The 24,168-nt window shown below is 53.5% G+C and carries 20 protein-coding genes; 10 read left to right on the top strand and 10 right to left on the bottom strand.

The window, feature by feature from the left end; all coding sequences use genetic code 11:
- The first annotated feature begins 110 nt into the window (after positions 1-110).
- On the top strand, positions 111-2,105 hold the full coding sequence (locus tag V8J88_RS03780; RefSeq protein ID WP_338847884.1) for an RNA-binding domain-containing protein: 1,995 nt from the start codon (positions 111-113) through the stop codon (positions 2,103-2,105).
- A 23-nt stretch (positions 2,106-2,128) separates the two neighbouring features.
- A complete protein-coding gene (locus V8J88_RS03775; protein WP_338847882.1) occupies positions 2,129-2,620 on the top strand; it encodes a GNAT family N-acetyltransferase in 492 nt (163 codons plus the stop codon).
- 103 nt (positions 2,621-2,723) lie between these two features.
- Here the strand turns inward: V8J88_RS03775 and V8J88_RS03770 are convergent, their stop codons facing one another.
- From V8J88_RS03770 to V8J88_RS03760, 3 genes are all read right to left on the bottom strand, one after another.
- On the bottom strand, positions 2,724-4,145 hold the full coding sequence (locus tag V8J88_RS03770) for an IS66 family transposase (protein WP_338849830.1): 1,422 nt from the start codon (positions 4,143-4,145) through the stop codon (positions 2,724-2,726).
- A 118-nt stretch (positions 4,146-4,263) separates the two neighbouring features.
- Entirely contained in the window at positions 4,264-6,447 is a 2,184-nt protein-coding gene (locus V8J88_RS03765) for an NACHT domain-containing protein (protein WP_338847881.1), read from the bottom strand.
- Positions 6,448-6,457: 10 nt separating this feature from the next.
- Positions 6,458-7,120, bottom strand: a complete 663-nt coding sequence (locus tag V8J88_RS03760) for a hypothetical protein (RefSeq protein WP_338847880.1) — start codon at positions 7,118-7,120, stop codon at positions 6,458-6,460.
- On the opposite strand from V8J88_RS03760, the gene V8J88_RS03755 reads away from it, so the two are divergent.
- Positions 7,119-7,385, top strand: coding sequence for a hypothetical protein (locus tag V8J88_RS03755; RefSeq protein ID WP_338847879.1), 267 nt, complete (start codon positions 7,119-7,121; stop codon positions 7,383-7,385). The genes V8J88_RS03760 and V8J88_RS03755 overlap by 2 nt on opposite strands.
- 126 nt (positions 7,386-7,511) lie before the next feature.
- Here V8J88_RS03755 and V8J88_RS03750 read toward each other — a convergent pair whose 3' ends face one another.
- Together V8J88_RS03750 and acs are read right to left on the bottom strand one after the other, a co-directional pair.
- The gene (locus V8J88_RS03750) at positions 7,512-9,074 is read right to left on the bottom strand and encodes a sulfatase-like hydrolase/transferase (protein ID WP_338847877.1); all 1,563 of its coding nucleotides are present in this window, start codon (positions 9,072-9,074) and stop codon (positions 7,512-7,514) included.
- 252 nt (positions 9,075-9,326) lie between these two features.
- Positions 9,327-11,327, bottom strand: coding sequence for an acetate--CoA ligase (gene acs, locus V8J88_RS03745; RefSeq protein ID WP_338847876.1), 2,001 nt, complete (start codon positions 11,325-11,327; stop codon positions 9,327-9,329).
- Between the two features lie 357 nt (positions 11,328-11,684).
- On the opposite strand from acs, the gene V8J88_RS03740 reads away from it, so the two are divergent.
- Both V8J88_RS03740 and murI read left to right on the top strand, forming a co-directional pair.
- The gene (locus V8J88_RS03740) at positions 11,685-13,208 is read left to right on the top strand and encodes a fumarate hydratase (RefSeq protein ID WP_338847875.1); all 1,524 of its coding nucleotides are present in this window, start codon (positions 11,685-11,687) and stop codon (positions 13,206-13,208) included.
- Between the two features lie 4 nt (positions 13,209-13,212).
- On the top strand, positions 13,213-14,043 hold the full coding sequence (gene murI / locus V8J88_RS03735; RefSeq protein WP_338847873.1) for a glutamate racemase: 831 nt from the start codon (positions 13,213-13,215) through the stop codon (positions 14,041-14,043).
- A 90-nt stretch (positions 14,044-14,133) separates the two neighbouring features.
- Here the strand turns inward: murI and V8J88_RS03730 are convergent, their stop codons facing one another.
- Together V8J88_RS03730 and V8J88_RS03725 are read right to left on the bottom strand one after the other, a co-directional pair.
- Positions 14,134-14,862 (bottom strand): ribonuclease T2, encoded by a 729-nt coding sequence (locus V8J88_RS03730; RefSeq protein WP_338847871.1) that lies wholly within the window; start codon positions 14,860-14,862, stop codon positions 14,134-14,136.
- A 51-nt stretch (positions 14,863-14,913) separates the two neighbouring features.
- A complete protein-coding gene (locus tag V8J88_RS03725; protein WP_338847870.1) occupies positions 14,914-15,174 on the bottom strand; it encodes a hypothetical protein in 261 nt (86 codons plus the stop codon).
- Between V8J88_RS03725 and V8J88_RS03720 the strand changes: the two genes are divergently transcribed.
- The 4 genes from V8J88_RS03720 to V8J88_RS03705 are packed head-to-tail and all read left to right on the top strand — an operon-like array spanning position 15,173 to position 17,766.
- Positions 15,173-15,454, top strand: coding sequence for a 2TM domain-containing protein (locus tag V8J88_RS03720; protein WP_338847869.1), 282 nt, complete (start codon positions 15,173-15,175; stop codon positions 15,452-15,454). The two genes, V8J88_RS03725 and V8J88_RS03720, sit on opposite strands and share 2 nt — an antisense overlap.
- A 34-nt stretch (positions 15,455-15,488) precedes the next feature.
- Positions 15,489-15,800, top strand: coding sequence for a 2TM domain-containing protein (locus tag V8J88_RS03715; RefSeq protein WP_338847868.1), 312 nt, complete (start codon positions 15,489-15,491; stop codon positions 15,798-15,800).
- Positions 15,793-16,896, top strand: a complete 1,104-nt coding sequence (locus V8J88_RS03710) for a histidine kinase (protein ID WP_338847866.1) — start codon at positions 15,793-15,795, stop codon at positions 16,894-16,896. Before V8J88_RS03715 ends, V8J88_RS03710 begins: the two co-directional genes overlap by 8 nt.
- Positions 16,897-16,920: 24 nt before the next feature.
- On the top strand, positions 16,921-17,766 hold the full coding sequence (locus V8J88_RS03705; protein ID WP_338847865.1) for a LytTR family DNA-binding domain-containing protein: 846 nt from the start codon (positions 16,921-16,923) through the stop codon (positions 17,764-17,766).
- An 87-nt stretch (positions 17,767-17,853) separates the two neighbouring features.
- On the opposite strand, the gene V8J88_RS03700 is transcribed toward V8J88_RS03705, so the two are convergent.
- Positions 17,854-19,056, bottom strand: a complete 1,203-nt coding sequence (locus tag V8J88_RS03700) for a CARDB domain-containing protein (protein WP_338847863.1) — start codon at positions 19,054-19,056, stop codon at positions 17,854-17,856.
- A gap of 281 nt (positions 19,057-19,337) precedes the next feature.
- On the bottom strand, positions 19,338-20,975 hold the full coding sequence (locus tag V8J88_RS03695) for a hypothetical protein (RefSeq protein WP_338847862.1): 1,638 nt from the start codon (positions 20,973-20,975) through the stop codon (positions 19,338-19,340).
- A 465-nt stretch (positions 20,976-21,440) separates the two neighbouring features.
- Between V8J88_RS03695 and V8J88_RS03690 the strand changes: the two genes are divergently transcribed.
- Entirely contained in the window at positions 21,441-21,680 is a 240-nt protein-coding gene (locus tag V8J88_RS03690) for a hypothetical protein (RefSeq protein WP_338847860.1), read from the top strand.
- Between the two features lie 31 nt (positions 21,681-21,711).
- On the opposite strand, the gene V8J88_RS03685 is transcribed toward V8J88_RS03690, so the two are convergent.
- Positions 21,712-24,168, bottom strand: coding sequence for an AsmA family protein (locus V8J88_RS03685; protein ID WP_338847859.1), 2,457 nt, complete (start codon positions 24,166-24,168; stop codon positions 21,712-21,714).

Genomic DNA, 24,168 nt, shown 5'->3' with positions numbered 1-24,168 from the left:
ACTTGCGACATTGCTGTATCCTTGCATTGTGAGGCGGCAAAGTGTATAGCTGGCGCTGAAAAGGCGCTGCTGCCGTATTCCCGGGCTGCAGCCTGTTTTACAAGAATTGCATGGATTTGAATCTGATGTCATCCATCCTGCCTATCAATATCGATCATCTGCTGCGCTTCTCCGGCGTAGAGTCTTCCCGCGTCGAATTCAAAGCTTCCTGGGATGAAAAAACCAGCGGCCAGCAAATCATTCAAACCATCTGTGCTTTCGCCAATGATTTTCAAAATATCAATGGCGGCTATATTGTGCTGGGCGTGGCCGAGCAGGATGGCGCCGCGCAGTTGCCGGCCAAGGGTTTGACTGAAGCGGAAATTGATCTGGCGCAAAAATGGATACGTGGTCATTGCAATAAAATCGACCCGGTATATCAGCCTGTGTTATCGCCGGAATTACATGAAGGGCGTCGTATTTTAGTGATTTGGGCGCCCGGCAGCCAAACCCGGCCACACCAGGCGCCGGAAGAAAGCGGTTCGGGGCGCAGATATTACATCCGGCTTGGCGCGCAGACTGTTGAGGCGGATCGCTACCCTGAATTGCGCACCCAGCTCATGCAATTGACCGCGCGCGTACCGTTTGATGACAGGCGCGCTTTGCAAGCCAGCGTATTGGATATCCGTGAAACCAAAGTGCGCGAATTTTTGCACGATATCGATAGCGGCTTAGTGGATGAAATCGACACCAAAACCCTGTACCGGGCTTTACGGATTGCCGAGCCGGTGAATGGCCATGATGCGCCGCGCAATGCTGGCTTGTTATTTTTCAGTCAAAACCCGGAGCAATGGTTTCCCGGCGCGCGCATCGAAGTTGTGCAATTCACTGGTGACGCCACCGGCAATGTTTTGGAGGAAAAAATATTCAAACATCGCCCGCTGCATGAACAACTGCGGGAATGTCTGGCCTATCTGGAAAATCTGTCAGTGCGCATGATACAAAAATTGCCGGGACGCACTCAGGCCGGACATTGGGTCAGTTACCCCCTGCCCGCTTTACGTGAAGCGCTGGTGAATGCGGTTTATCATCGCTCTTATGAAGACACGTATGAGCCGACCAAGGTGTATCTGTATCCCGACCGGATGGAAATCATCAGCTACCCCGGCCCAGTCCCAGGCATAGAACTCAGGCATTTGCATGGCGACGAACCGATTCCTCCCGTGCCCGCCAGAAATCGCCGGATTGGCGAGTTTTTGAAAGAGCTGAAATTGGCGGAGGGGCGCGGCACCGGCATTCCCAAAGTCAGGCGCACCATGGCGCAAAATGGCTCGCCACCGCCGCGCTTTGATTTTGATGAAGCCAGAAGTTTTTTTCGCGTGACGCTTGGCGTGCACCCGGAATATCAAGCGATTTTAACCCTGCAGGATGTGGCGCATTTGCGCGCGATTGGCGACAAGCAGGGCGCATTGCAACGCTTGCGCGATACCTTTTCAACCAACCCCACTTTGCTTGGCGTAGCGCTTGAGTTAGCCAAAGAATTGATTACGCAAGAGGATATTTCCGGCGCGGAAAATGTGTTTGCAAGTTTTAACGCCAGCGGGGCCGGCAGCAACCCATCCCCCCTCATCACGCTGATTGCCGGCGCCTGGCTTGAGAAAAATAAAAGAGAAAAAGCGATTGCCTGGCTTGACCGTTTACCACTGCTGGATGCCGTGGGCGATGCGTTTCATGCCGCAATTCAGGAAAAACGTGCCGGGCGCTTTCAAAAAGCGCATCGCTATTTTGAATTAGCTGGCACAGCGGTCTTGCAAGACGCCAAAGCGCTGCATGAATTTGCACAAGTCAAAATGAAGTTGGCGGCAGAAGCTCACAAGCAATCCCCTGCCAGCAACCGGCGCTTATTGAGCGAAGCCAAAGACATGTTGCAGCGTGTATTGCAAATGGATGTGCCGCTGGCGCGCCAGGCATGGGCATGGTATGACCTGAGCCGCTTACTGCGCTGGCAAAAAGCGCCGGCGCAAGAAATCCGGCACGCAATTGAAAAAGCGCTTGCCTGCGACCCGCACGAAGCCATATTCGCTGACGCTTTAAAAGAATTCAATCGACGTCAGGACTCTGACTGAACAGCCTTTTCTTGGAGCACAACATGCCCATCCGCCCCGCCACCGAAACCGACTGGTCCGCGATCTGGCCGATTTTTCAAGAGATTGTGCAAGCTGGCGAGACTTATGCATACGAACCGGGAACCAGCCAGGTGCAAGCGCACAGCTTATGGATGGAGCTGCCGCGCCAGACCTTTGTGTATGAACAGGATGGCCGTATTCTGGGCTCCTACTACCTGAAAACCAATCAAGCCGGCCCAGGCAGCCATGTTTGCAATTGCGGCTACATGGTGGCCTCGCAAGCGCGCGGCCTGGGCGTGGCCAGCGCCATGTGCGAACACTCGCAACAGATTGCGCGCGAGCTGGGCTATCTGGCGATGCAATTCAATTTTGTCGCCTCCAGCAACAGCGGGGCCGTGCATTTATGGAGCAAGCTGGGGTTTGCCACCGTAGGCCGTTTGCCGCGCGCATTTCGCCATCCGAAACTTGGACTGGTGGATGCGCTGGTGATGTATAAATGGCTGGCGAATGCATAATCCCATCATCGCGATTATAGCAATTAGCCAGCCCCCTATAAATTGAGCACGCGTGGCAGCACAAAAGAAACTAAAAGTAAAAAAATTAAAATTAGGTGACTATTCAGCCCCAGGCTGGAACAATTTGATCAGAGGAGAAAGCGCTCTGTAAAACAGCAAGCATGCCATGGCCTTGCTTGTGGAAAGTGTCGAGTACAGAGCGGATGATGCAAAAATGCTCAGCGCCTTGCTCAGTGCGAAATGACCCGGAGATTTTCTGTTTGACCTTGGGCATGCGAATGGTGCGTTCGCCAAGGTTATTGGTGAATGGCACGATGGGGTCTGAAATAAATCGCAGCACCGCCTGGGTATGATCGCGCATTCGCTTGAGGAGGTTGAAAGCATCCGATTGTTTGGTCCGTCCGCGCTTATTTTTATCGGGGACAGCAGGAGGATGCAATGCTTCACCCCGCTTGAGAATGCCATCGTATACGGTGAAGAAATCGCGGCCTTGCTCGGATGTGATGGCTTGATTTCCAACCCGCAAGGCATGGCAGATTTTATTGCTGCCCTTGAGGAATTTGGCCAATTCCGCCGGCCAATCTTGCCCGGATTGCTCTTGAATATAGAGCAGTTCGCGCAATAAATGGGCATTGCAAAGCGCATGTGTAGAATCGAGGTTCCAGTAAGATGACCAGCAATCATGCACCAGGATACCGGTATAGCGCGGCAAGATGCCATGATCATTGATCGCATCCATGCCCCGTTTTGGATGCACGCCATACCAGGTATGGGTCTGATTGGCGACGGTATGCAGCCATTGCAATTTGGCGCTGACCCGCAGCCCGGATTCATCTGCATGCACCAGCGCAGATTGCTCCAGTTGCAGTCCAATCAAATCCCGGACTGGCGCAAGCGTCGCGCTGGCTTGCTCAACCCACGCATACAAACTGCCCGGCGAAACTTTGAGCCCGTATAAGTCTGTTATCAATTGCGCGGCGCGGGAGTATGGCAGCATTTGGCCCTGTGTCAAATGCACACCCAGGGCGCGTATGTTGGGGCCGTACTGAACATTTTCCGTTACCCCGCTTGGATATTCACCTGTATGCACCTGCCCACATTGGCAGCGCACCGCCATTTTTTGGTATTCCGTCACTTGCAGCGGCAGCAGTGGAATATCAATTACTTGCCGGCTATCAAGCAGTTGCGCCTGCTCATGCGCCAAGCTCTGCTGGCAACGTGTGCAATATTGCGGCAGCGGGCTGCGCACAGTTTCAGTGACCTGTGTCATCCGTTCCAATTTGCTTCCAATATGCCCTGCTTGACCTCCTGCCGCCTTTCCTGAGGCTTCCCGCAACGAGCGCGTTTTCTTTTGCAATCCATCTGACGATGGCGGTTTGCTTGAATTTTGACTCGTTTTCGGTACCCTGTTCTCCAAGGCTTCCAACCTCGCAAACAATGTCAGTATCAACGCATCTTTTTCTGCGTGACTCATCTTGTTCAATTCTGGCGGATTGGCTTTTTCTTCATGCCTGACAGGATGCACGAGTTTGACTTTGTTTACAAGCACTTGTTGAGAGTTTTGGGGGCTGAATAGTCACCGGTAGAGTTATTAAACAGTTTCTTAGAACCGCCCCGCTATTTCCTTACTCAAAAAAAAACAACTACAAGTCCATTTTTTTAATCTCCTCTAATACCATTGCGACTTTTTCATCCCCTGCATCGTTCAATAAAAAATTGCCAACCTTCTTTATTCTACAAAAATATACTTTTTTCCCCCCAGCTTTCTTGTCATCACTTCGAAACTCAATTAACTCATGCTTTACAAGGATTTCCTTAATCTTAGCCCATTTCTTCTTCTCATTAATCAACATTCTGCCTAGAATATTTTCTTTATCTTCTCTAATCCAAATTTCCTTGGAGAATATAGCACACAGCCGAATGAAATAACTTTCCCATTCCCCCATTTTTACTCGGTCCTTAACTGCTTTTCTCTCACTAACCCAATTTAGTGCTTCATTTTTATAGTACGTCTTAAATCTATCTTTATACAAATCCTCTGAAACAACATTGACATCAGGAAAACTCCCAGGGATCACCGTAGAATTATTCCCCAAGACAGAAGATATCGTACACTGATCATTAAAGACAATATTCTGAATATTTGCATTTCTAATATCCAACATCGATATTTCAACACCAGAAAATCTTATCTTTGAAACATTTCCCCTAAAAATTAAAAAAGCAATATTTACACCATAAATCTCAACAGCTTCAGGGAGTGCATCAGATCCACTAAGTACGGATGCAATCATTGCTGCCATACAGGCTATATTTGAGCGAGATAAGTCTCCAAAATCTCTTCCTTTAATAAAATCAAGAGCAATCCTAAGGAAATCATTTAAATTCTTAACTGTTTCACGTTGCAAAACAATCAAAAAAATCTCAAAAAATTCGGCCCCAAAAATATTCCTCCGAAGTGACTTAGGGACAGCAATCTCTTTAGAAAGCAATATTTGAATATGTGATTTTGCAAGAAAATAATTTTGAAAAATTCCATGTGGGAATTTTCTCAACCCATCACCGCCATCCTCCAAGAAGGCCAGACTTTTAACCTTATTACTTAAAATACGCAAATCCTCTTGATTAATATAATCAGAAAATACCAACTCACATAGAAGCTTCAACGTTCCTTCATCAATATAATCAATTTCATTGTCACTCATATCTCTCGCAATTTCCATAAAAAATTGCAAGAGGCCACTCTCAAAAAGGCCTTCATCAATGTCACCAGTTTTTAATATCTTGCATTCTCTTTTCAACAAAGAATTAACTAGTATATCAATTGGATTTCCCAAATCCCCACTGATTTTTTCTTTTAAAAGATTTAATTGAATTAAAAAAAATGGCCTCAAAGCTGGGGACTCTCGCTCCAACAACCCAAGTGAAATCAAATGATCAATTCTTTCCTTTTCCCAGCCTTCCTGTTGAAACCATTCAATTGCCTCACCAACAGGTAATGGCATTAAATGAATTGATTTTGTTAAGTCACAATCCAACTTTGGCACATATTTTTTGACAACATCTGCATTAATAAAAGTATCCCTTCCCGCTAGAATCAGAGCCCCGGCATCACCTACATCATTAATTAAATCTCGAATCGCCCCCCAAGCCGACTCATAACCATTCGGATCTGCCAATTCATCAAAACCATCAATAGCTAATTGCAACAAGCCATTTCTCATTAGAATCGGGACTTGATCGAAGGTGTAATTCAACCTCATATTTTGCAAAGTCCAAGCAACTAAATCCATTAAATTAGTTAAACGCCTACCTCTACTTGAGACGTGCAAAATTAATGGTGCGCATCCAGGTCCAAAATTCTTTGCTCGCTGGTTCACAAGCTTATTAATTAGGTGTGTTTTACCCACGCCTGCAACGCCGTCGATTACTAAGACCTTAACCCCTGCAACATCAGGATTTTTAATTCCAGTTAGGAAATTTTCAACATAATCAAATATTTCTCCACTTTTTATATCTTCTTCGCAAGAACCATGGATACGCATATCAGTATATTCGTTGTCCTTGTATTGCAATTCCTGAGTTTTCGCCATCTTCTTTAAGAAGCAAAAATCCTCTGACATTAATAAGCCTTTGTAACTTGAAAATTTCTTTGCTGTCTCCCCCCTTCTAAACGAAACAAATCCATCATTTTTACTAATACCAACCTTTACATCATCACCATTCAGGTGAAAATAGAAATTATACGAGCCGTCCTCTTCCTGCGAATGAAATGGTTGATCAATATCAGCAAATTTACTTAATTCTTGCTCGTAGCGCATATTCATGCTTCCTCCATTAAAAATGAGAAATTAAATCATCAATCTTTAAATATTTGTTTTGATGCTCTCGAGTACTCAAAACACGTATATCCCCCCCGAGACTATCCGCAACAAATAGTGCAGGAATTATATCATCATCTTCAGTCATCACTCGAATCAAATCATAGTCATAATTTCTTGCAACAGTCAAAATATCACAAACCATTGCCGAATCAACCATTTTCTCACGCCACTCCCCCCCCACATTTCGACATGTATCAACAAGATGAGCATCGATTTTGAAGATCAATCTTTTATCCAAGCTCTTTCCATTAGGCACCAGCAATTTATCGCCAAAACAAGTAGCAATATCTATTTTCTTGAAAATGATTGATGATCTATTTTCATCATCATAGAAAATTTTTTGTTCGAATTTATTTTCCTCAAATGCCTTCCTTAAACTAACTTTTGTTTTTCCAGAAAACCATCCATAATACATTCTGACATCAATATGATAAATACATCCCGCCTCACCTCTTGCTTTTAAGTGCGTGAAAATTCTATCTTCAATATACTTCATGACTGTTTCTATTTTTCTTACATCTTTATATCCTTCCTTATTCGCATTTGCATTATGCATTTGCGCATTCAAATCAACGAATAGCATTACAGATTTTTTTATTAGGTGTCTTTTTTTCATGTTTTTTATTCAACTAGAACACATCCCCAGCAAGCCCACCTTCGGTTTTCCGGCTTCAAACAGAAGTATTAAGCACGGGACCACGGTTTTCAATAATTGCACCAGCTACAAAACAACAGGGTCAATTCTAATTTCAGCAACAGCCTTGGTGAACCAATACACGATCAAAGCCTCAACACAACATCAAGCTGGCATGAATAAATCTCTTGCCCAGCGTGAAGCCAAGCCCGCAATTGCAAGAAACTTCAGCTCACCCGTGAACTGAAATATACCAGAAAAAAATAGTGAACAGCGATTTGATGGAGCAAGCCGCGCAAATACAACACCACCAGCTTAAACACAGCATGCCCCGCCCCACACCAGAGCATGCCGCACCAACCATCCCCGCCGCTTAGCCCAAATAATCTTTGCGGAATTTTTTGATTTCTTCCGGCATTGGCGCCGGGCCATACACTTGATACGACACATAACCGGCCTTCGCCGCATCGGATGCGGCTTGCATCTCTTGCGGCAGCGGGGCGCGCAGCTCTGTTTCCAGCACTTGGTCGAGATGCGCTTCGATTTGGGCCATCTGATCCGCATGCGTTGAACTATTGGCCAGATTGTTCATTTCCAGCGGATCATCGCTGCGGCTGTATAACTCTCTTGCCACCACGCCCTTGCGAATACTGACGGCGGCGTCCGGATCGTCTGGTTGTGGCTGATTGGCGTTATCCATCTGCCAGTGGTTGTACACCGCGCCCTTCCAATCCTGGGTGATGCTGCAGCGGATGTGGTCAGGGCCAAACACCACGCCGGGCAGATTGAAGTCATAGGTGAACAAGACTTCGTTCTTGGTCGGCTGACTGGCGTCGCGCAGATTCGGTTTTAAATCCACCCCGCGCAAATGCTTGTAGTTTTCCGGCCAGGCCTCGCCATTAAGCGCGATGCTAAGCACGGTCGGGAAAATATCAATTGAGCTGCCGAATTGGCTGCGCGTACTGCCCGCTTGATCCGCTGGAATCACCTGGTCGCTGTAATCGCGCACGCAAAACGGCACATGCAGCGATTCTTCATAGGCCAGGCATTGCTTGCCGGACAAACCATGTGAGCCGATTTGATCGCCATGGTCGGCGGTGAAAATCACAATCGTGTTTTGCCGGTTTTCCGAACTTTCCAAGGCATCCAGCACCACCCCGATTTGCGCATCCACCTTGGTCTGCAGCCACAGATAATAATTCATGTAGTGCACATAGGCGTTGCGTCCCGCTTCTGAGTTGATGTCGTCTGGCATGTCCCCCATGACGGCTTCATACAGACGCTTGTACTGGGCCTGGCAATCCGGTTTGCGCTGGCGCAATTGCTGCAAGGTCTCGAAATTGGGCGGCACGTCCATGCCCTCATATACCCCTTCAGACTGGGCGGGAATCATGCCGTCCGGGAAGTACATGATGTCATGCGGATTAATGAAGCTGATCACGGCCAAAAAGGGCTGGCTTTGCTTGACTTGCAGAAAGTCGGCGGCAGCCTTGGCGATGATCGGATCTTTCTCCCCACCTTGATTCGCGTCGCCGTGAAACTCCTCGCCAAGCGCAAAGTTTTCAAAACCATAGGCATCCAATCCCAGTTTGCCGGACGGCTCAGTGCTCAAATGCCATTTACCGAAGTAGTTGGTGGCGTAGCCCAATTCTTTTAACGCTGTGCCAAAGGTGGGAAAGGCCGGGTCCATATCCGGTTGCTTCATTTCCGCATTGCCCACCATCCAGGTCTGCTGCGTGTATAAGCCGGTGAAAATCACCGAGCGATTGGGGGTGCAGGGGGCGGCGTTGATGTAGAAGTTCTGATAACTCACGCCTTTATCATAGAGTCGATGACGATTAGGCAGATGCGCGCGCAAATCCACTTGATCCATGTGGCGCGGAAAGCGCTCCTGGTCAGTCATAATCAACACGATATTGGGACGGGTGACACTCATGCGACACTCCTTTCGGTTTTGAAATGGGTGAGGCAGAGTATTCGTTGCAGCCTGCTGTTTGGCAAGCGTAAAGCATGATGCACAGTCTTTCTGTGCAAAAATCGGCAGCAGTGCGGCATTTTGCCAACGCCGCGCAAAACTTTATTGCGCACTGAACACAAGAGGGGTGATGCAGGAGAGTAAGATTGCCGCAAGGCAAGCTTGCGGCAACTTGGGCTGATGCGGATTTCCGCATCAGCCTTCAGCAAGGCGTCATGCGCTTTGCTTTAACTGCTCCAAAATCGCCGGGTTTTCCAGCGTGGAGGTGTCTTGCGTAATCTGCTCACCGCGCGCCAGGGCGCGCAGCAGACGGCGCATGATTTTGCCGGAGCGGGTCTTGGGCAGATTGTCGCCGAAGCGGATTTCCTTGGGCTTGGCGATGGGGCCGATTTCTTTCGCCACCCAATTCCGTAATTCCAGCGCCAGCGCGGCGGCCTCTTCGCCTGTGGGACGGGCTTGCTTTAATACCACGAAGGCGCAAATCGCTTCGCCGGTCAATTCGTCCGGTTTGCCCACCACCGCCGCTTCCGCCACCAGCGGGTTGGCGACTAAGGCCGATTCAATTTCCATCGTCCCCATGCGGTGTCCCGAGACATTCAACACGTCGTCGATCCGTCCCGTGATGGTGAAATAGCCGGTGTCTTTATTGCGGATCGCGCCATCGCCGGCCAGATACAAACGGCCTCCCAATTCCGGCGGGAAGTAGGAATTCACGAAGCGGGTCGGATTGCCCCAGATGGTGCGGATCATCGAAGGCCAGGGGCGCTTGATGACTAAAATCCCGCCCTGCCCGTTTGGCACATCCTGCCCGGTTTCATCCACCACCGCAGCGGCAATCCCCGGCAGCGGCAAGGTGCAGGAACCCGGCACCATCGGCGTGGCGCCCGGCAGCGGCGTGATCATATGGCCGCCGGTTTCGGTTTGCCAGAAGGTGTCCACAATCGGGCAGCGCTCGCGTCCCACATTTTTGTAATACCAGACCCAGGCTTCCGGGTTGATCGGCTCGCCCACTGTCCCCAAAATGCGCAGGCTGTCGAGTTTGTATTGATCAGGATGCACCGCAGGATCAACATTGGCAGCCTTGATCAAGGCGCGAATGGCAGTCGGCGCGGTGTAGAAAATGCTGACTTGATGTTTATCGATGGTTTGCCAGAAGCGGCCCGCATGCGGATACGTCGGCACCCCCTCGAAAATAACTTCAGTGGCGCCCATCGCCAGCGGGCCATAGGCGACATAGCTGTGGCCGGTGATCCAGCCGATATCCGCCGTGCACCAGAACACATCGTCAGGCTTGATATCAAAGGTCCATTGCATGGTCAGCATGGCCCACAGCAAATAGCCGGCGGAAGAATGCTGCACCCCTTTCGGCGTGCCGGTGGAGCCTGAGGTGTACAGCAGGAACAAGGGATGTTCCGCTTCCACCCATTCCGGTTCGCATTCGCTGGCCTGTCCCTGCAACAAGTCATGCAGCCACAGATCGGGGCCGCCATCGGCCTTGGCGCGGAAGGCGACATTGCCGCCGGTGCGCTGATACACCACCACGTTTTGCACTGATTCACAGCCGCCTAAAGCCAGCGCCTCATCCACAATCGCTTTCAATGGCAGCGCCTTGCCGCCGCGCATTTGTTCGTCGCAGGTCAAGACCGCAACTGCGCCGGCGTCGATGATGCGCTCTTGCAGCGATTTGGCGGAAAAGCCGCCAAACACCACGGAATGGGTGGCGCCAATGCGGGCGCAGGCGTGCATTGCCGCCACGCCTTCAATCGACATCGCCATATAAATCACCACGCGGTCGCCTTTTTTGACGCCCAGCGATTTCAAGCCATTGGCAAACTGGCAAACCTTGGCGTGCAATTCGCGGTAGCTGACGCGGCTCACCGCGCCATCGTCGGCTTCAAAAATCAAGGCGGTTTTCTCGCCCTGCCCGTTTTGCAGATGGCGATCGAGGCAGTTATAGGAAACATTGATGCGGCCATCTTCAAACCAGCGGTAAAACGGCGCATCGCTTTCATTCAACACCGTGGAAAACGGCGTCTGCCACAGCAGATTTTCACGCGCCAGGCGCGCCCAAAATCCTTCGTAATCCGCTTCGGCTTCGCGGCACAGTGCGTGGTAAGCCTCCATGCCGGAAATTCTGGCCTGCGCCACCATGCCGGGCGCCGGGTGGAAAATGCGCGACTCTTGCTTGGGCGTCGCGTTGTCTGTCTCTGCCATGCTTATCTCCATCAGAATTGCAAAAATCGGGGCCGCCTGATTTTCTTATTGCGGCAGTCTTCATTCAAACGCATGCGACTTACAGTGAGCTTACTGGCGGCATGGCGCTTGCCTGGCTGCTGGGCGCTTTATTATCCGCGCTTTTTTGGCGGCAGCGCGCGAATTGCGCAAGCGCCGCCATTGGTATTATAACTGGTCTTTTATTTGGTATTAAAGTGGCATTATAAATAATTCAGAACGGCGCGGCCTGCGCGCGGCGGCCACAGCGGCGGGTGTACAATATCGCCCTGTTTCGATGCTGTGCAGCAATATCCCAAGCAAGCTGCCCAGCCCGCCCTGCAAATCGCCGAGGACACTATGACAGCTATCAAGCAAGACGACCTGATCGAATCGGTCGCAGCCAGCCTGCAATACATCAGTTACTACCACCCGCAAGACTATATTTCCCACCTGGCGCGCGCCTATGAAGCCGAGCAAAGCCCTGCGGCTAAAGACGCTATCGCGCAAATCCTGACCAATTCGCGCATGTGCGCCGAAGGCCGCCGTCCGATTTGCCAGGACACCGGCATTGTGAATGTGTTTTTGAAAGTCGGCATGAGTGTGCGCTTAGAGGGCTTCACCATGTCGCTGGAAGAAGCGGTGAATGAAGGCATCCGCCGCGCCTACAATTTTGCTGATAACAAATTGCGCGCCTCCGTGGTGGCTGACCCGCATTTTGAGCGCAAAAACACGCGCGACAACACGCCCGGCGTGATCCATGTGCAACTCGTGCCTGGCGACACCATCGATGTGATTGTGGCGGCCAAGGGCGGCGGTTCGGAAAACAAGACCAAATTCGCCATGCTCAATCCTTCCGATTCGCTGGTGGATTGGGTCTTGAAGATGGTGCCGCAAATGGGCGCCGGCTGGTGTCCGCCTGGCATGCTGGGCATCGGCATCGGCGGCACGGCGGAAAAAGCTATGCTGCTGGCCAAAGAGTCGCTGATGGAAGACATTGATATGTATGAGCTGCTGCAACGCGGCCCGCAAAACAAGCTGGAAGAGTTGCGTATCGAGCTGTATCAAAAAATCAATGCCCTGGGCATCGGCGCGCAAGGCCTGGGCGGTCTGACCACGGTGCTGGACGTGAAAATCGCGATGTACCCGACCCATGCCGCCAGCAAGCCGGTGGCCATGATCCCGAATTGCGCCGCCACCCGCCACGCCCATTTTGTGCTGGATGGTTCCGGCCCTGCTTATCTGGAGCCGCCCTCGCTGTCGAATTGGCCGCAAGTGGAATGGAAGGCCGACACCGAGCGTTCGCTGCGGGTCGATTTAAACAGCCTGACGCCGGAAATGGTGGCTTCCTGGAAACCCGGACAAACCCTGCTCTTGAACGGCAAAATGCTGACCGGGCGCGACGCTGCGCATAAGCGCATCGCCGACATGCTGGCCAAGGGTGAGCCATTGCCGGTGGACTTCACCAACCGCGTGATTTATTACGTTGGCCCGGTCGATCCGGTGCGCGATGAAGTGGTTGGCCCGGCAGGCCCCACCACCGCCACACGCATGGACAAATTCACCGAGATGATGCTGGCGCAAACCGGCTTAATCGCCATGGTCGGCAAAGCCGAGCGCGGGCCGGTGGCGATTGAGGCGATTCAAAAGCACAAATCGGCGTATTTGATGGCTGTGGGCGGCGCGGCCTATCTGGTCTCCAAAGCGATCAAGGGCGCCAAGGTGGTCGGTTTTGCCGATCTGGGCATGGAAGCGATTTATGAGTTTGACGTGGTGGATATGCCGGTAACGGTGGCAGTCGATGCGCAAGGCGTGTCCGTGCACAACACGGGGCCGGCGGAATGGTCGGCCAAAATCGCCGCCGCCGACATCAAGCGCGCATAAACCCATGTCTGAAGTGATGCAGCAAGGCCCGGCTGCGGTCGGCGTGTTTGACTCCGGCCTGGGCGGTTTGTCGGTGCTGCATCACATCCGCGCGGAATTGCCGGCGCATGCGCTGTTGTATTTTGCTGATTCAGCATATGCGCCATATGGCCCGAAAAGTGAAGCCGAAATCATCGCGCGCAGCCTGACGATTGTCGATTTTTTGCTGGCGCAAGGGGCGCAAGCCCTGGTGGTGGCGTGCAATACCGCCACCGTGGCGGCGATCAAAGCGATCCGGCAAGCCCATCCGCACCTGCCGGTGGTCGGTGTGGAGCCTGGTTTAAAACCGGCCGCCGCCGCCTCGCACAGCAAAAAAGTCGGCGTGCTGGCCACTGCCGCCACACTGGCGGGGGAAAAATTCAAATTGCTGCAACAGCAGGTGGCGCAGTTTTATCAGGTCGAATTCTTTTTGCAGGCCGGGCATGGTCTGGTGGAATTGGTGGAACAGGGCGAACTCGACAGCCCGCGTTTGCGGCAACTGCTTCATGCCTGGCTCGCGCCCATGGCGGCGCAAGGCGTTGACACCCTGGTGCTGGGTTGCACCCACTATCCCTTTTTACGCCCGGCGCTGGGACAGGTAATGGATGCCGCCGGTTGGCAGATGCAAATGGTGGACACCGGAGCTGCGATTGCGCGTCAATTGCAACGGGTGTTGCAGCAGCACGGCCTTGATGCGCAAACCGCGCTGCCCGCCGCCACGCTGCGCGGCTACACCAGTGGCGCCAAGGGACACTTGCAAGAGGCGCTGCAAACCTTATTGGGCTGGCAGGCTCAGGTTGAGGCGGCCCGGATCTGAAGCACAGCGCAATCAAGCCGCCAGCGCTGACAACAACCCATCCCCACTTTTCAATCTGCTTTGTCAGCAGGCAGGCCGCCCTGTTTTGCATTAAGGCCTGGCGATCATAATCCCGCTGCTTGGACATGTGCCGCTGATTGCGCCGTCGGTCAAGAGCGCGGCAGCCGCCGGGAATTGGTTGATGGTGGCGGGATTCAGATTGATCCACACTTCAGTCAGATAGCTCACCCCATTCACCCTGCCGCATTGCAAAGACATGGCGGCGCTGCTGTTGGGGCCAAAGCTGTTGTTAAACGCATTCAGCAATTGGCTGCGTGAGACAGTGAGGCCGATTTTGCTGCGCAAAAAGCTGCTAAAGCCGGTCGCGCCCAGGCGCGACACCAATTGCGTGGTTTGATTCCAATACGCATCCGCGCTGCGGCCATCGCAGGCGCCGTGTTTATACCACTCATGCTTATCCAGGCAGGATTGGATGCCTGGCATGTAATACGCCAGATTCGACAAGGTGCTGGAAGACGCGCCGTAATTGGCCATGCTGCACCAGGTGGCCGGCTTGTCGAGGGCGATTTGCTCTTTGCTCACGCCGCAATAAAACGGATGCGCGCCGTCATAATTGTTCGGCCATAAGCCATGCACCACCAGATTGCTGGCGGCATAGCTTCCAGCCAGATTGGCGCATTCCGGTTTGCCCGGTTTGGTTTTGCAAAAACCCGGTTGCCAGGAAGCGGCCAGCAGGTAGTAATCAAATTCGGCGGCGGTGGCGGTATGAAAAACGGCGCTCAGCGCAAATACCGCGCCCAGACGTGCTGCGTAAGACATCAGGATTCTCCAGGAAGGTCAGATGAAGCCGCGCAATGCGGCAAGACGCAATCATTGATTTGTATTCATTAAATACAAATCATTTATCAGCCAAATAAAGCAAGCCGGGTGCACACTGTAGGCAGCCGATATGACGCGCTGATGACGCTGCCCTCCTCTGTTGGCCGACTGTTTCGCGCCGTTGCAGCCTTTTTCCACGCCATGTTTTACCGCTTTCATCGCATTGCACTGGGAAGCAGCGCCCCCAATCCGCACAATGCCTGCATCAAACAAGCTGCACGCCCCAACCATACCGAACATGATGGAGAACATGATGCAAACAGCAGCATTCCCGCCTGCGCCCAATGCTGTCGCAGCGGGGCCAGCCAGTCTGGAGTTTTACGGCCATGCAATGACGTATTTACTGGTCATGACCTTGCTTGGCTGGATCAATTTATTTCTCTCGCCCGAATCATTCTGGTCGCTGTGGCCTTTGCTGGGCTGGGGCCTGGGTTTATTCAGGCATGGCGTGAAAACCTTTTGGCCGCCGCTCAAACAATCGTTGCGCAATCACATGAGCGCGCATGAATTGGCGCGCTTCGGCCCGTTTTAAACCTGTCTCACTCATGTTGCAAAGGAAAAACATCATGCAAAACTGCACCGCATCTCAACACCACGACAGCACACACAACGACCCTGAATACGCACTTGCTGCGCGCCGGGTGGCGCGCAAGCTGGAGTTTTATGGTCATTTGATGATTTATATTCTGATCAACAGCTTTTTAATCTGGATCAATCTGAGCACCACGCCGCAACACTTGTGGTTCATCTGGCCAGTGCTGGGCTGGGGCATCGGTTTGTTTTGCCATGGCGTGAAAACTTTCTTTCTGGGATCGAATACCGGCTTGCATCAGCGTATGATGGCGCGCGAATTGCAACGTCTTCAAGGCCATGAATAATTCCCAAAATACAGAACAGGACAGCGGCTTACAGAAATGGGCTTTCCATTTTGTCAGCAATTATTGGAAAGTCGCCCTGATCAATATCACCGTGGCGGTGATGATGGGCAGTTTTCGCAATGATTACCGGTGGCTGCAACAGGATTTGGTGTTTTCATTTTGCATCGGCACCCTGACCTACTTCAGCTGCCACAGCGGGGTCTGGTATATGAAGACGCGCGGCCTGTTGCATATGCCGATCCTGGTTCCGTATGTCATGCTGGCGGTCGGCGTCTCGCTTGGCGGCGGTCTGGCGCTGGGCGGTACGCTCCTTGGCATTCCGCTGGCGCGCCTGTTTGTGAATATTCAAAGAGAGTTGTCATGGTATCTGTCCATGATGGCGCTGATGTTTTTGCTGTCGATTCTGACTTTATGGGCGCTGCGCCGTATCGATCATTTGAAAAGCGAAGCTTTACAGCACAAACTGGAGGCGGAACAAATCGCGCGCCGGCAAATGCAGGCGCAATTGCAATTATTACAAGCGCAGATTGAGCCGCATATGCTGTTTAACACCCTGGCCACATTGCAGGGCTTGATCAGTTTTGACACGGAGCGCGCGCAATTGATGCTGGACCAGCTGATCCAGTTTTTGCGCGCCAGTCTGCACAATGCGCGGCTTGAGCGCTGCAGCCTGCAAGATGAATTCGATTTACTGCGCGCATATCTGAGCTTGATGCAAATCCGCATGGGCGAGCGCTTACAATTTTCGCTGGATTTATCCGCTGACCTGGCGCCGCTGCAACTCGCCCCCATGCTCTTGCAGCCGATGGTGGAAAACGCGATCAAACATGGTTTGGAGCCGAAGATTGAAGGCGGCGCCGTGCTGGTCTCAGCGCGCAAGGAAGCCGGCTTTTTGTTGTTGCGGGTCGAAGATGAGGGCTTGGGCTTGGGAAAAGCGCAACAGCCGGGGGCCAGAGTCGGGCTGCAAAACACGCGTGAACGGCTGCAAGCATTGTATGGCGCACAAGCGCGCCTGGATTTAAGCCCGCGCCCGGCCCCGCATACTTGCGGCGCCCTGGTGGAAATCCGCATCCCTCTGCAACAATTACAGACATAAACCAAGCATTGTGAGGAATCCAGCATGACTGAAGCGGCAAGTTTGCCAGCGGCGCGCGCCTTGATTGCCGAAGATGAGCCTATCCTGGCAGGCGCTTTGCGCGCTTTGTTGAAAAAAGTATGGCCGCAATTGGAAATTGTGGCGCTGGCCGGCAATGGCGTTCAGGCGGTAGAAATGGCCTTGGCGCACAAACCTGATTTGCTGTTTCTGGATATCAAAATGCCGGGCAAGAGCGGCATGGATGCAGCCCAGGAATTGGCCGAAGACTGGCCGGCGGACAGTCCCTTTCCTCTGGTCTGCTTTGTCACCGCATATGATGAATACGCGGCGCGCGCGTTTGAATTATCCGCCACGGACTATTTGCTCAAACCGGTGAATGAAGCGCGTTTGCAAAAAGCTGTGCAAAAACTGGTGCGCCACTTGCCGCAAGTCGCCGCGCCGCAAAACGCGCCGCCTGCGATCGGCCTGGCTGATCCGGCCTTGCAGCAATTGGTGCAAAGCCTGCAGGCGTTTTTGCCACCCATGCCAAGCAGCGCGGGAACGGAGCAATTGCGCTTTATCCGCGCCGCCATCGGCAATCAGGTCAAAATGATTCCGGTGGCGGAAGTGGTGTATTTTGAAGCCACGGATAAATACGTGAATGTGGTGTGCGCGGATGCCCAAGCGCTGATCCGCACCAGCTTGCGCGAACTGGCGGCCCAGCTGGATGCGCAGCAATTCTGGCAAATTCACCGAGGCACAATCGTGAATGCGGACTGTATCGCCGCCGCCCAGCGCGATGAATTCGGCAAGCTGTCCCTCAAACTCAAGCAGCGCAAAGAATTATTGCGGGTCTCGCCGCTGTATGCGCACTTGTTCAAGCAGATGTGAAGGAAAAAAAACGGGCAGCATACAGGCTGCCCGAATGCTGCTGTTGCGGGTGAAAATCTGATGGTTTTTATGCCCGCACTGCTTTGCTTACTTACGCCCGCTGTCGCTGGCCTTGCTTGTGGTGTTTGACTTCCCGCCTGAAGTCTCAGCCGGCTTGTTCGGCTCTTCTGTTTTCTTTTGTCCGTCCGGCTTGGACGGTTCAGCCGGTTTCTTCGGCTCTTCTGTTTTCTTTTGTTCTGTCGGCTTGCCCTTGCATGCATTGCCGACATAAATCCGCATCTGTCCCCGGTTATTGTTTTCATCCAGCTCAGAGACCCGGTTGCCGTTATCCACCAAGAGCGTCAGGGTATTCTGCATGGGGTTCAGGTACAGCTGGGTTTTGACTTCCATTTTGGCCCCGGCGGCCAGTTTCAGATTCATGTTTTCCGCGCCCACCCCATTGCTGAGCGTGAAACGGTTGGCGAAACCATTGGCGGCAGCACGGCCACTGTTTTCAATCTGATAGCTCAGATTGACGGCGCATTTGCCGTTGGCGGCAAGCACAATATCGCTTGCGCCCAGTTCCACGCTGCCACCCCAAGGCCCCGTCTTGCTGCCGATTTTCACCCCGCCCACTGCATGCAACTCTGCGCGCGGGGTTTCCACTGGTTTATCAGTTTTCGCATCGGTCTTTTTGTCGCCGGTTTTGCCTTGATTATTATTGTCACCGGTCTTGTTATCGGCTGGCTTGCCTTCGCCGCTCTTGTTGTCGCCGGTTTTGTCTTGATTTTTATTGTCACCGGTCTTGCTTTCGCCAGTCTTATTCTCAACCGGCTTGCCCTGGCAGGCGCCCTTGAAGCTGAGTTTGATGCTGGCTTGGTTATTCGCCTCATTCGATTCCAACACCTGGCCGTCGGTATCGAGTTTGAGACTTAATTGGTAATCTCCCTGCGGCAGATAGGCCTGGGTATGAATGACCCGGCTTTCGCCCGCGCCCGCCGACAGATTGCTTTGAATCGAGACCACGGTGCTGTTGGCGAAGATCTGATTGCGGAATTTCGCTTCAGTCGCCATATCGCCCGCGTTTTTCACGATGTAGCTGAGATTGAAAGCGCATTTGCCATTGCTTTGCATGAACGCGTCCGCCTCGCTCAGGCTGAGCGCGCCGCCCCAGGCCGCCTGCTTGCCGCCTGTGCCAACCCCACCGCCAATCTTGATTCCCGTGATGGCTTGCAAATCAGCTCCGGCGGCCAGGGCTTGCCAGGAAGCGCACAGCAGCGTGCAGGCGATGGCGATGGATTTTGCGTTCATTTTTGTTCTCCTTACCAGCTTGGGTTTTCGCATCTTTTCGTTATGCTGCGTTTTTCTTCGGCTACGTCAGGAGTACAGCAAACAGCGTGCCAGCCCAAACTGCGGCAGTAAGATCCGGGAAGGCGACAAGATTGGTCAGTTCTTATGACAAAAATTGCCAATGAGAAATTTTTTGGAAGGAGATTATGTTTCTTTGCTGCAATTTTTGTCAGCGCTGCTGGCTGATGGAGGCGGCTGGCGGTGTTGGCAGGCTATGCCAACACCGCCCTGAAGATGAGGACTTATTTAAGCGGCTTGCACAAAGCGCCGACATTCAGGCGGATGGCGCCGACATTGTTGCGTTTTTCCGCTTCCACCACCTGATTCCGGCTGTCGAGCAGCAGAGTCAGCCCGCTGGTGTAATGCGGCAAGGTCAGGGTCGCCGCCATTTCGCTCTTGGAGCCAGGAGGCTGGTTAAACGGGCCGATTTCCACACTCTGTCCATTGCCGAAGGAAACCCTGGCGTAAAACGCAAAGGCGGGCGCCTGGCCGGCGTTTTCCACATTGAAGCGCAGCGGCAAACGGCAACCCCGCCCCGGCGTCAGATCTGCGGCGCTTAAGGCGTACTCACCGCCCCAGGCCAATGCGCGCGGGCCTAAGGTCAGGCCGCCGATCAAACGCAAATCGGCTGTCACGGGCGACTCCACTGGCCGCGCCGGCTTGCCTGGAACCGGGCTGGGTTGCGGCGCTGGCGTGGCAGTCGGCGTCGGACTGACGCCGGGCGTCGGCACGGGGCTTGGCGCAGGCGTCGGGCTGGCGCCGGGTGTCGGCACGGGGCTTGGCGCAGGCGTCGGGGTCGGCGTAGCGCTGGGCTGGCAAGTATCCCGGACCATCACATCAAAACTGATCTGATTATTCGACTCGCTGTCTTCCTGCACTTGCTTATTGCTGTCAACCTCCCAAAGCAATCGGCTGCGGCCGGGCGGCAGCAAAATCATCGCACCGCTCGCCGTTATATAGTTGGCCTGCAGACCTTGCCGGGGCAAATCCAGGATACTCAGGCGATCACGCCAAATCCGGCTCAGCGCAGGGCCGGCATCCCCCTTTCCGGCATTATATTCAGCGAACACAATCTCAAATCCGCATTTACCATCTGCCTGCATGCGTGCGCTGCCAGGCGGCAGCTCAAGCAAGGTATCTTTAGCCGGAATCAGTATATTGGCGATGCGGGTGTTCAGCGTATCGATTTGCAAATCTGCGCGTCCTGGATTGTTTTTGGGCGGCGTTGGCGTTGGCGTGGGGCTGGGCGACGGCGGGTTTGGCGCCGGGGTCGCCGTGGGGCGCGGATTGGGCGTGGCGCTCGGGGTTGGCGTCGCAGTCGGAATTGGCGTCGCAGTCGGGGTTGGCGTGGCCGTCGGAATTGGCGTCGCAGTCGGGGTGGGCGTGGGGGTGGCGCCAGGCCCGCGCACATCGCATTTATTGCCTTGATAATTCAAGCTGAAGCTTTTCTTATTATTGTTTTCATTGCTTTCCGCCAGAATATGATCCGGGTCAAGCATGATCTCAACCAGATTCTTGCCTTTGCGTATCATCGCGCCATACACCGTCGGCTGCAGCATGCCTTGCGCAGAGACATGCGGCACAATCTGCCATGCCCCGTGTTTGCTGAGCGAGCGCAAGACTGCTGTGGTGTTGGGCGTCATATCCTTGGCATAGGCTTCATGCCAGATGCGGACATAGCAGATATCCATACTGTCCACCCGCACCACTTCATTGTCATTGACTTCCAGCACCCCGTCCCAGGCCACGCTGCGCCCGCCATTGCCATTGCCATCCACGCCGATTTTGACGCCGCCATTACCGGCATACAGATCAGCGCCATAGGCAACTGACAAAGATTGGCAACCCAGCGCCGCCAACAACATAACAATTTTTTTCATGATGAATTCCTTGCGCAATATGTTTATTGCGTAAATTTCAGTGCGCCGATACTCAAGCTGAGCTCGCCAAGCCCTGGCGCTTGCGCGTCTGCATACCGGTGAATCCGGCAAAGCCGATGAATACAAGCATGCATGTTAAATAGTATGTGCATTGTATATCTTTCTTTTCCACCAGGAAATATTTCTTTCCACGATTGCTCCATCTTCAAACCCTGTTGCTTCGCCATGCCAGCGGAAAAACCATCTGCATGACTAAAAACAGAAGAAGCAAAATGCATACCAGCAATACATTACGCAATTGGATATCAGGCGCCGCCTTCAGCAGCCTTGGTATGCGCGGGCGGATCTGCGTCCGCGCGGGGATGATTTATCCAAGTTCAGGCAAGTCGCCGACGTCAGGCTGCAAGATCAACACAGTCGGCCGCTTGCGCGCGCATAGTGCGCTGGGGGTGGGGAAACGGGCTGATGGTTTGCCGTTTTTTCGATTACGGTGATGCCGCTGAGCGGCGCTGCGCATGCGCTGCGCGTTTTCAGCTGCCGCCGGACTGGCTGTCAGCCACCGGCGCGGATGGCTTGCCGCCGCACATCGAGCGCACCTTTTTGCGCGCGCAATCCGGGCGCATCCGTGGCGTGTATGACGCCAGTCTGGCGCATGACATGGTGCGCCTGAAATATGATTTGCCAAAGCTGGCGCAATTCGGCTGATGGCAGGCGGCATAAGGCCGCCCGCCTGCGCTTATTTGCCAAACAAGCCTTTCAAGCCATCCTTCAATTTATCCTGCAGGTTCTTCTTCACTTCTTCCTTCTTTTCCTGCACTTTCTGGCCGGCGGCTTCCTTGGCCAGGGCCGCCATGTCGATCTTCCATTGGATGGCGGTGAAGGGGCCGCTCAAGCGCACCGGGATGGTCAAGCCTTTCAAGGCCTGCAATTCCGGCCCGCCCTGCCCTTGCAAGCTGGCCACCACCGTGGGCTTGACCAGGTAATCCAGCTTTTCCGCACCCAGGTCAATATCGCCGGAGCCGGCAACACGGAATAAGGGCGACTTTAAACTCAGGTCTTCGTTATGGCCCACGCCTTGTTTAAATTGCAGGGAACCGGCCAATTCACTGAAATCGGTTTTTTCCAGCTGGCTTGAGGTTCCGGTCTTGCTCTCGGCTGCGCCAAGTGCGCTCTTGGCGTTGCGGATGATTTGCGCCAGATTAAAGCCGACCAGAGCGCCGTCTTGCAAATTCATTTTCATGCCGCCTTGCAGATTGCGCCGCCAGCTGGATAAACGCGTGCCTTCGGTTTGCAGATCGAGTTGCACATTGCCGCGCCCTTCCAGCGCGGCCTTGCCTTGCAGATCTTTGAGCAGCGGCGCGATATTGATGCCGCTCAAATTTTGCTTGAGCTGCAATTGCTGGGTTTTGCCCTGCACCAGCAAGGCCAGGCTGCCGTCAAGCTTGCCGCCATACAGCTGCGCTTGCAAATTGCTCAATTCCAGACGCCCGCCATCTTTGCCGGGCCGGGTTTTCAGCTTCAGGCCCAGGTTTTGCATTTTCAAATTGCTGAGATGCAAACTGCCGACTTGCAGGCTGCCTTCCAGATTCATCCCGGTCAAGGCTTTCAATGCGATTTCCGGCTCCTGCGCTGGCGTGGCCGGCGCTGTGGCCGGGGTCGGGCTGGCGCTTGGCGCCGCCGGTTTTTCCGCATTTGCGCGATAACGGTCAGCGTCGATTTTATCGATATTGATATCCGCCAGATACAGCGCTTGTTTGAAGCCGCGCATTCCCAGTTTGAGTTGCAGATTGCTTTCATCAAAGCGGCTTTGCATGCGCGCGTCGAGCTGTTCGCGCTTGAGGTCGGCTTCCACATCGCCGTTTAAGGCCAGCTCCAGATTTTTCGGCGCGCCCGCCCGCGCAGCCGCCGGATGCGGCAGGCGCGCCTGCGCTTTGAGTGCGGCCAGTTTGATCCGCCCTTGCTGCAAATCAGCCTGCAAGGGGGTGTGCAAATCCAGCGCCAGCGGCGTGCCGCTGGCCTCGCCTTCGACTTGCAAATGCAAATCCTGGCTGCGCGCTTGCAATTTTTCCGGCTGCAGATCGAGTGCGCCTTGCAAACGCCCCTTGGCTTGCAAGCCTTCCTGTTTGAGGTTGAATTGCAGACTCAATTGCCCCAGGCGCACCTGTTTCGCATCGCCCTGCGCGGCCCCGCTTTGCAAATCAACTTCAAGACTGTGCGCTGCGCTTTGCTGCAAGCTGAATTTGGCTTGCATTTTTTCCAACTTGAATTTGTCTTGCCAATCCAAGAGCGGCAAGCTGATCTGCGCCTGCAATTTTTGCGCGCCCTGCATGGCTTGCGCATCAAGTTTGAAATCGCTGATGGAAAACGCCAGGGGACTTGCGGCGGCCCCGGCTGAAGCAGCCGCGCTGGCCGGGGCTGATGCGCCAGCGGCGCCCGGGGGCGGGGTTTGTGGCGGCAATTTCACATCGCCGCTCAGCGAAGCCTTGATCTGCTTATATTCCAGGGCATCGCCTTCATATTGAAATTGCAACTTCTGCAAACTGCTTTCCTGCCCCGGAGCAAAGCGGAAACCGGTGTTGAGCTGGAATTTGCCCTGCACTTTCGGCTGCGTGGCGGCAATCTGCGCCGCCGCCTCGACTTTGCTGGCCACACCTTCGGCAATCGGGCCGGTTTTCAATTCCAGCCCCTTGAGTTCGGCGCGCTGTCCGCTCTGCGCGTCTTGCCACAGGATATCGGCATTGCGCAGCTGCACACCGGCAATTTCAAAACGCAGTTTTTGCCCGCTGTCCGGCTCTTTTTCCAGCAAATCATCCAAATTGGTCTGACCGTTTTTGTCGCGTTTGAGGTGCAAGCGCACGCCATCGAAAGCAAGCTTGTCCACCACCAGTTGCTTTTGCAGCAAGGGCCAGAATTCCAGCGCCAGATTGGCTTGCTGCACGGCCAGGAATTCATTTTGGCTATTGCGCTCAGACAGACTGAAGGCGCCCAGCTCAACGCTGATGCGGGGTAAGAATTTGAGTTTGATTTCGCCCGGAATGACCAGGGTGCGCTGTTTCTTTTGCTGCACCATGGCAATAATCTCAGGTTTGTAATCATTTGGATTAAAGGTGGCGGCAAGCCAGGCGCCCAGCGCCAGCAATAGCAACAACACGCCGCCCAAGCCCAAGGCGAGATATTTGACGACAGGTTTCAT

The sequence above is a fragment of the Massilia sp. W12 genome, from assembly GCF_037300705.1.
In the GTDB taxonomy this organism is placed as follows: Bacteria; Pseudomonadota; Gammaproteobacteria; order Burkholderiales; family Burkholderiaceae_D; genus JACPVY01.
The sequence above is the reverse complement of the archived record's forward strand: the minus strand, read 5'-3'. Positions and strand labels throughout refer to the sequence as shown.

Bases quoted from the DNA above. Each gene is read 5' to 3' on its own strand.
- V8J88_RS03755 (WP_338847879.1), top strand. From the start codon at position 7,119: ATGTTTTTTATTCAACTAGAACACATCCCCAGCAAGCCCACCTTCGGT.
- V8J88_RS03700 (WP_338847863.1), bottom strand. From the start codon at position 19,056: ATGAACGCAAAATCCATCGCCATCGCCTGCACGCTGCTGTGCGCTTCC.
- V8J88_RS03725 (WP_338847870.1), bottom strand. From the start codon at position 15,174: ATGTTCTCCATCATGTTCGGTATGGTTGGGGCGTGCAGCTTGTTTGAT.
- V8J88_RS03715 (WP_338847868.1), top strand. From the start codon at position 15,489: ATGCAAAACTGCACCGCATCTCAACACCACGACAGCACACACAACGAC.
- V8J88_RS03740 (WP_338847875.1), top strand. From the start codon at position 11,685: ATGACAGCTATCAAGCAAGACGACCTGATCGAATCGGTCGCAGCCAGC.
- V8J88_RS03710 (WP_338847866.1), top strand. From the start codon at position 15,793: ATGAATAATTCCCAAAATACAGAACAGGACAGCGGCTTACAGAAATGG.
- murI (WP_338847873.1), top strand. From the start codon at position 13,213: ATGTCTGAAGTGATGCAGCAAGGCCCGGCTGCGGTCGGCGTGTTTGAC.
- V8J88_RS03690 (WP_338847860.1), top strand. From the start codon at position 21,441: ATGGTTTGCCGTTTTTTCGATTACGGTGATGCCGCTGAGCGGCGCTGC.
- V8J88_RS03705 (WP_338847865.1), top strand. From the start codon at position 16,921: ATGACTGAAGCGGCAAGTTTGCCAGCGGCGCGCGCCTTGATTGCCGAA.
- V8J88_RS03695 (WP_338847862.1), bottom strand. From the start codon at position 20,975: ATGAAAAAAATTGTTATGTTGTTGGCGGCGCTGGGTTGCCAATCTTTG.
- V8J88_RS03685 (WP_338847859.1), bottom strand. From the start codon at position 24,168: ATGAAACCTGTCGTCAAATATCTCGCCTTGGGCTTGGGCGGCGTGTTG.
- V8J88_RS03720 (WP_338847869.1), top strand. From the start codon at position 15,173: ATGATGCAAACAGCAGCATTCCCGCCTGCGCCCAATGCTGTCGCAGCG.
- acs (WP_338847876.1), bottom strand. From the start codon at position 11,327: ATGGCAGAGACAGACAACGCGACGCCCAAGCAAGAGTCGCGCATTTTC.
- V8J88_RS03780 (WP_338847884.1), top strand. From the start codon at position 111: ATGGATTTGAATCTGATGTCATCCATCCTGCCTATCAATATCGATCAT.
- V8J88_RS03750 (WP_338847877.1), bottom strand. From the start codon at position 9,074: ATGAGTGTCACCCGTCCCAATATCGTGTTGATTATGACTGACCAGGAG.
- V8J88_RS03765 (WP_338847881.1), bottom strand. From the start codon at position 6,447: ATGAATATGCGCTACGAGCAAGAATTAAGTAAATTTGCTGATATTGAT.
- V8J88_RS03760 (WP_338847880.1), bottom strand. From the start codon at position 7,120: ATGAAAAAAAGACACCTAATAAAAAAATCTGTAATGCTATTCGTTGAT.
- V8J88_RS03775 (WP_338847882.1), top strand. From the start codon at position 2,129: ATGCCCATCCGCCCCGCCACCGAAACCGACTGGTCCGCGATCTGGCCG.
- V8J88_RS03730 (WP_338847871.1), bottom strand. From the start codon at position 14,862: ATGTCTTACGCAGCACGTCTGGGCGCGGTATTTGCGCTGAGCGCCGTT.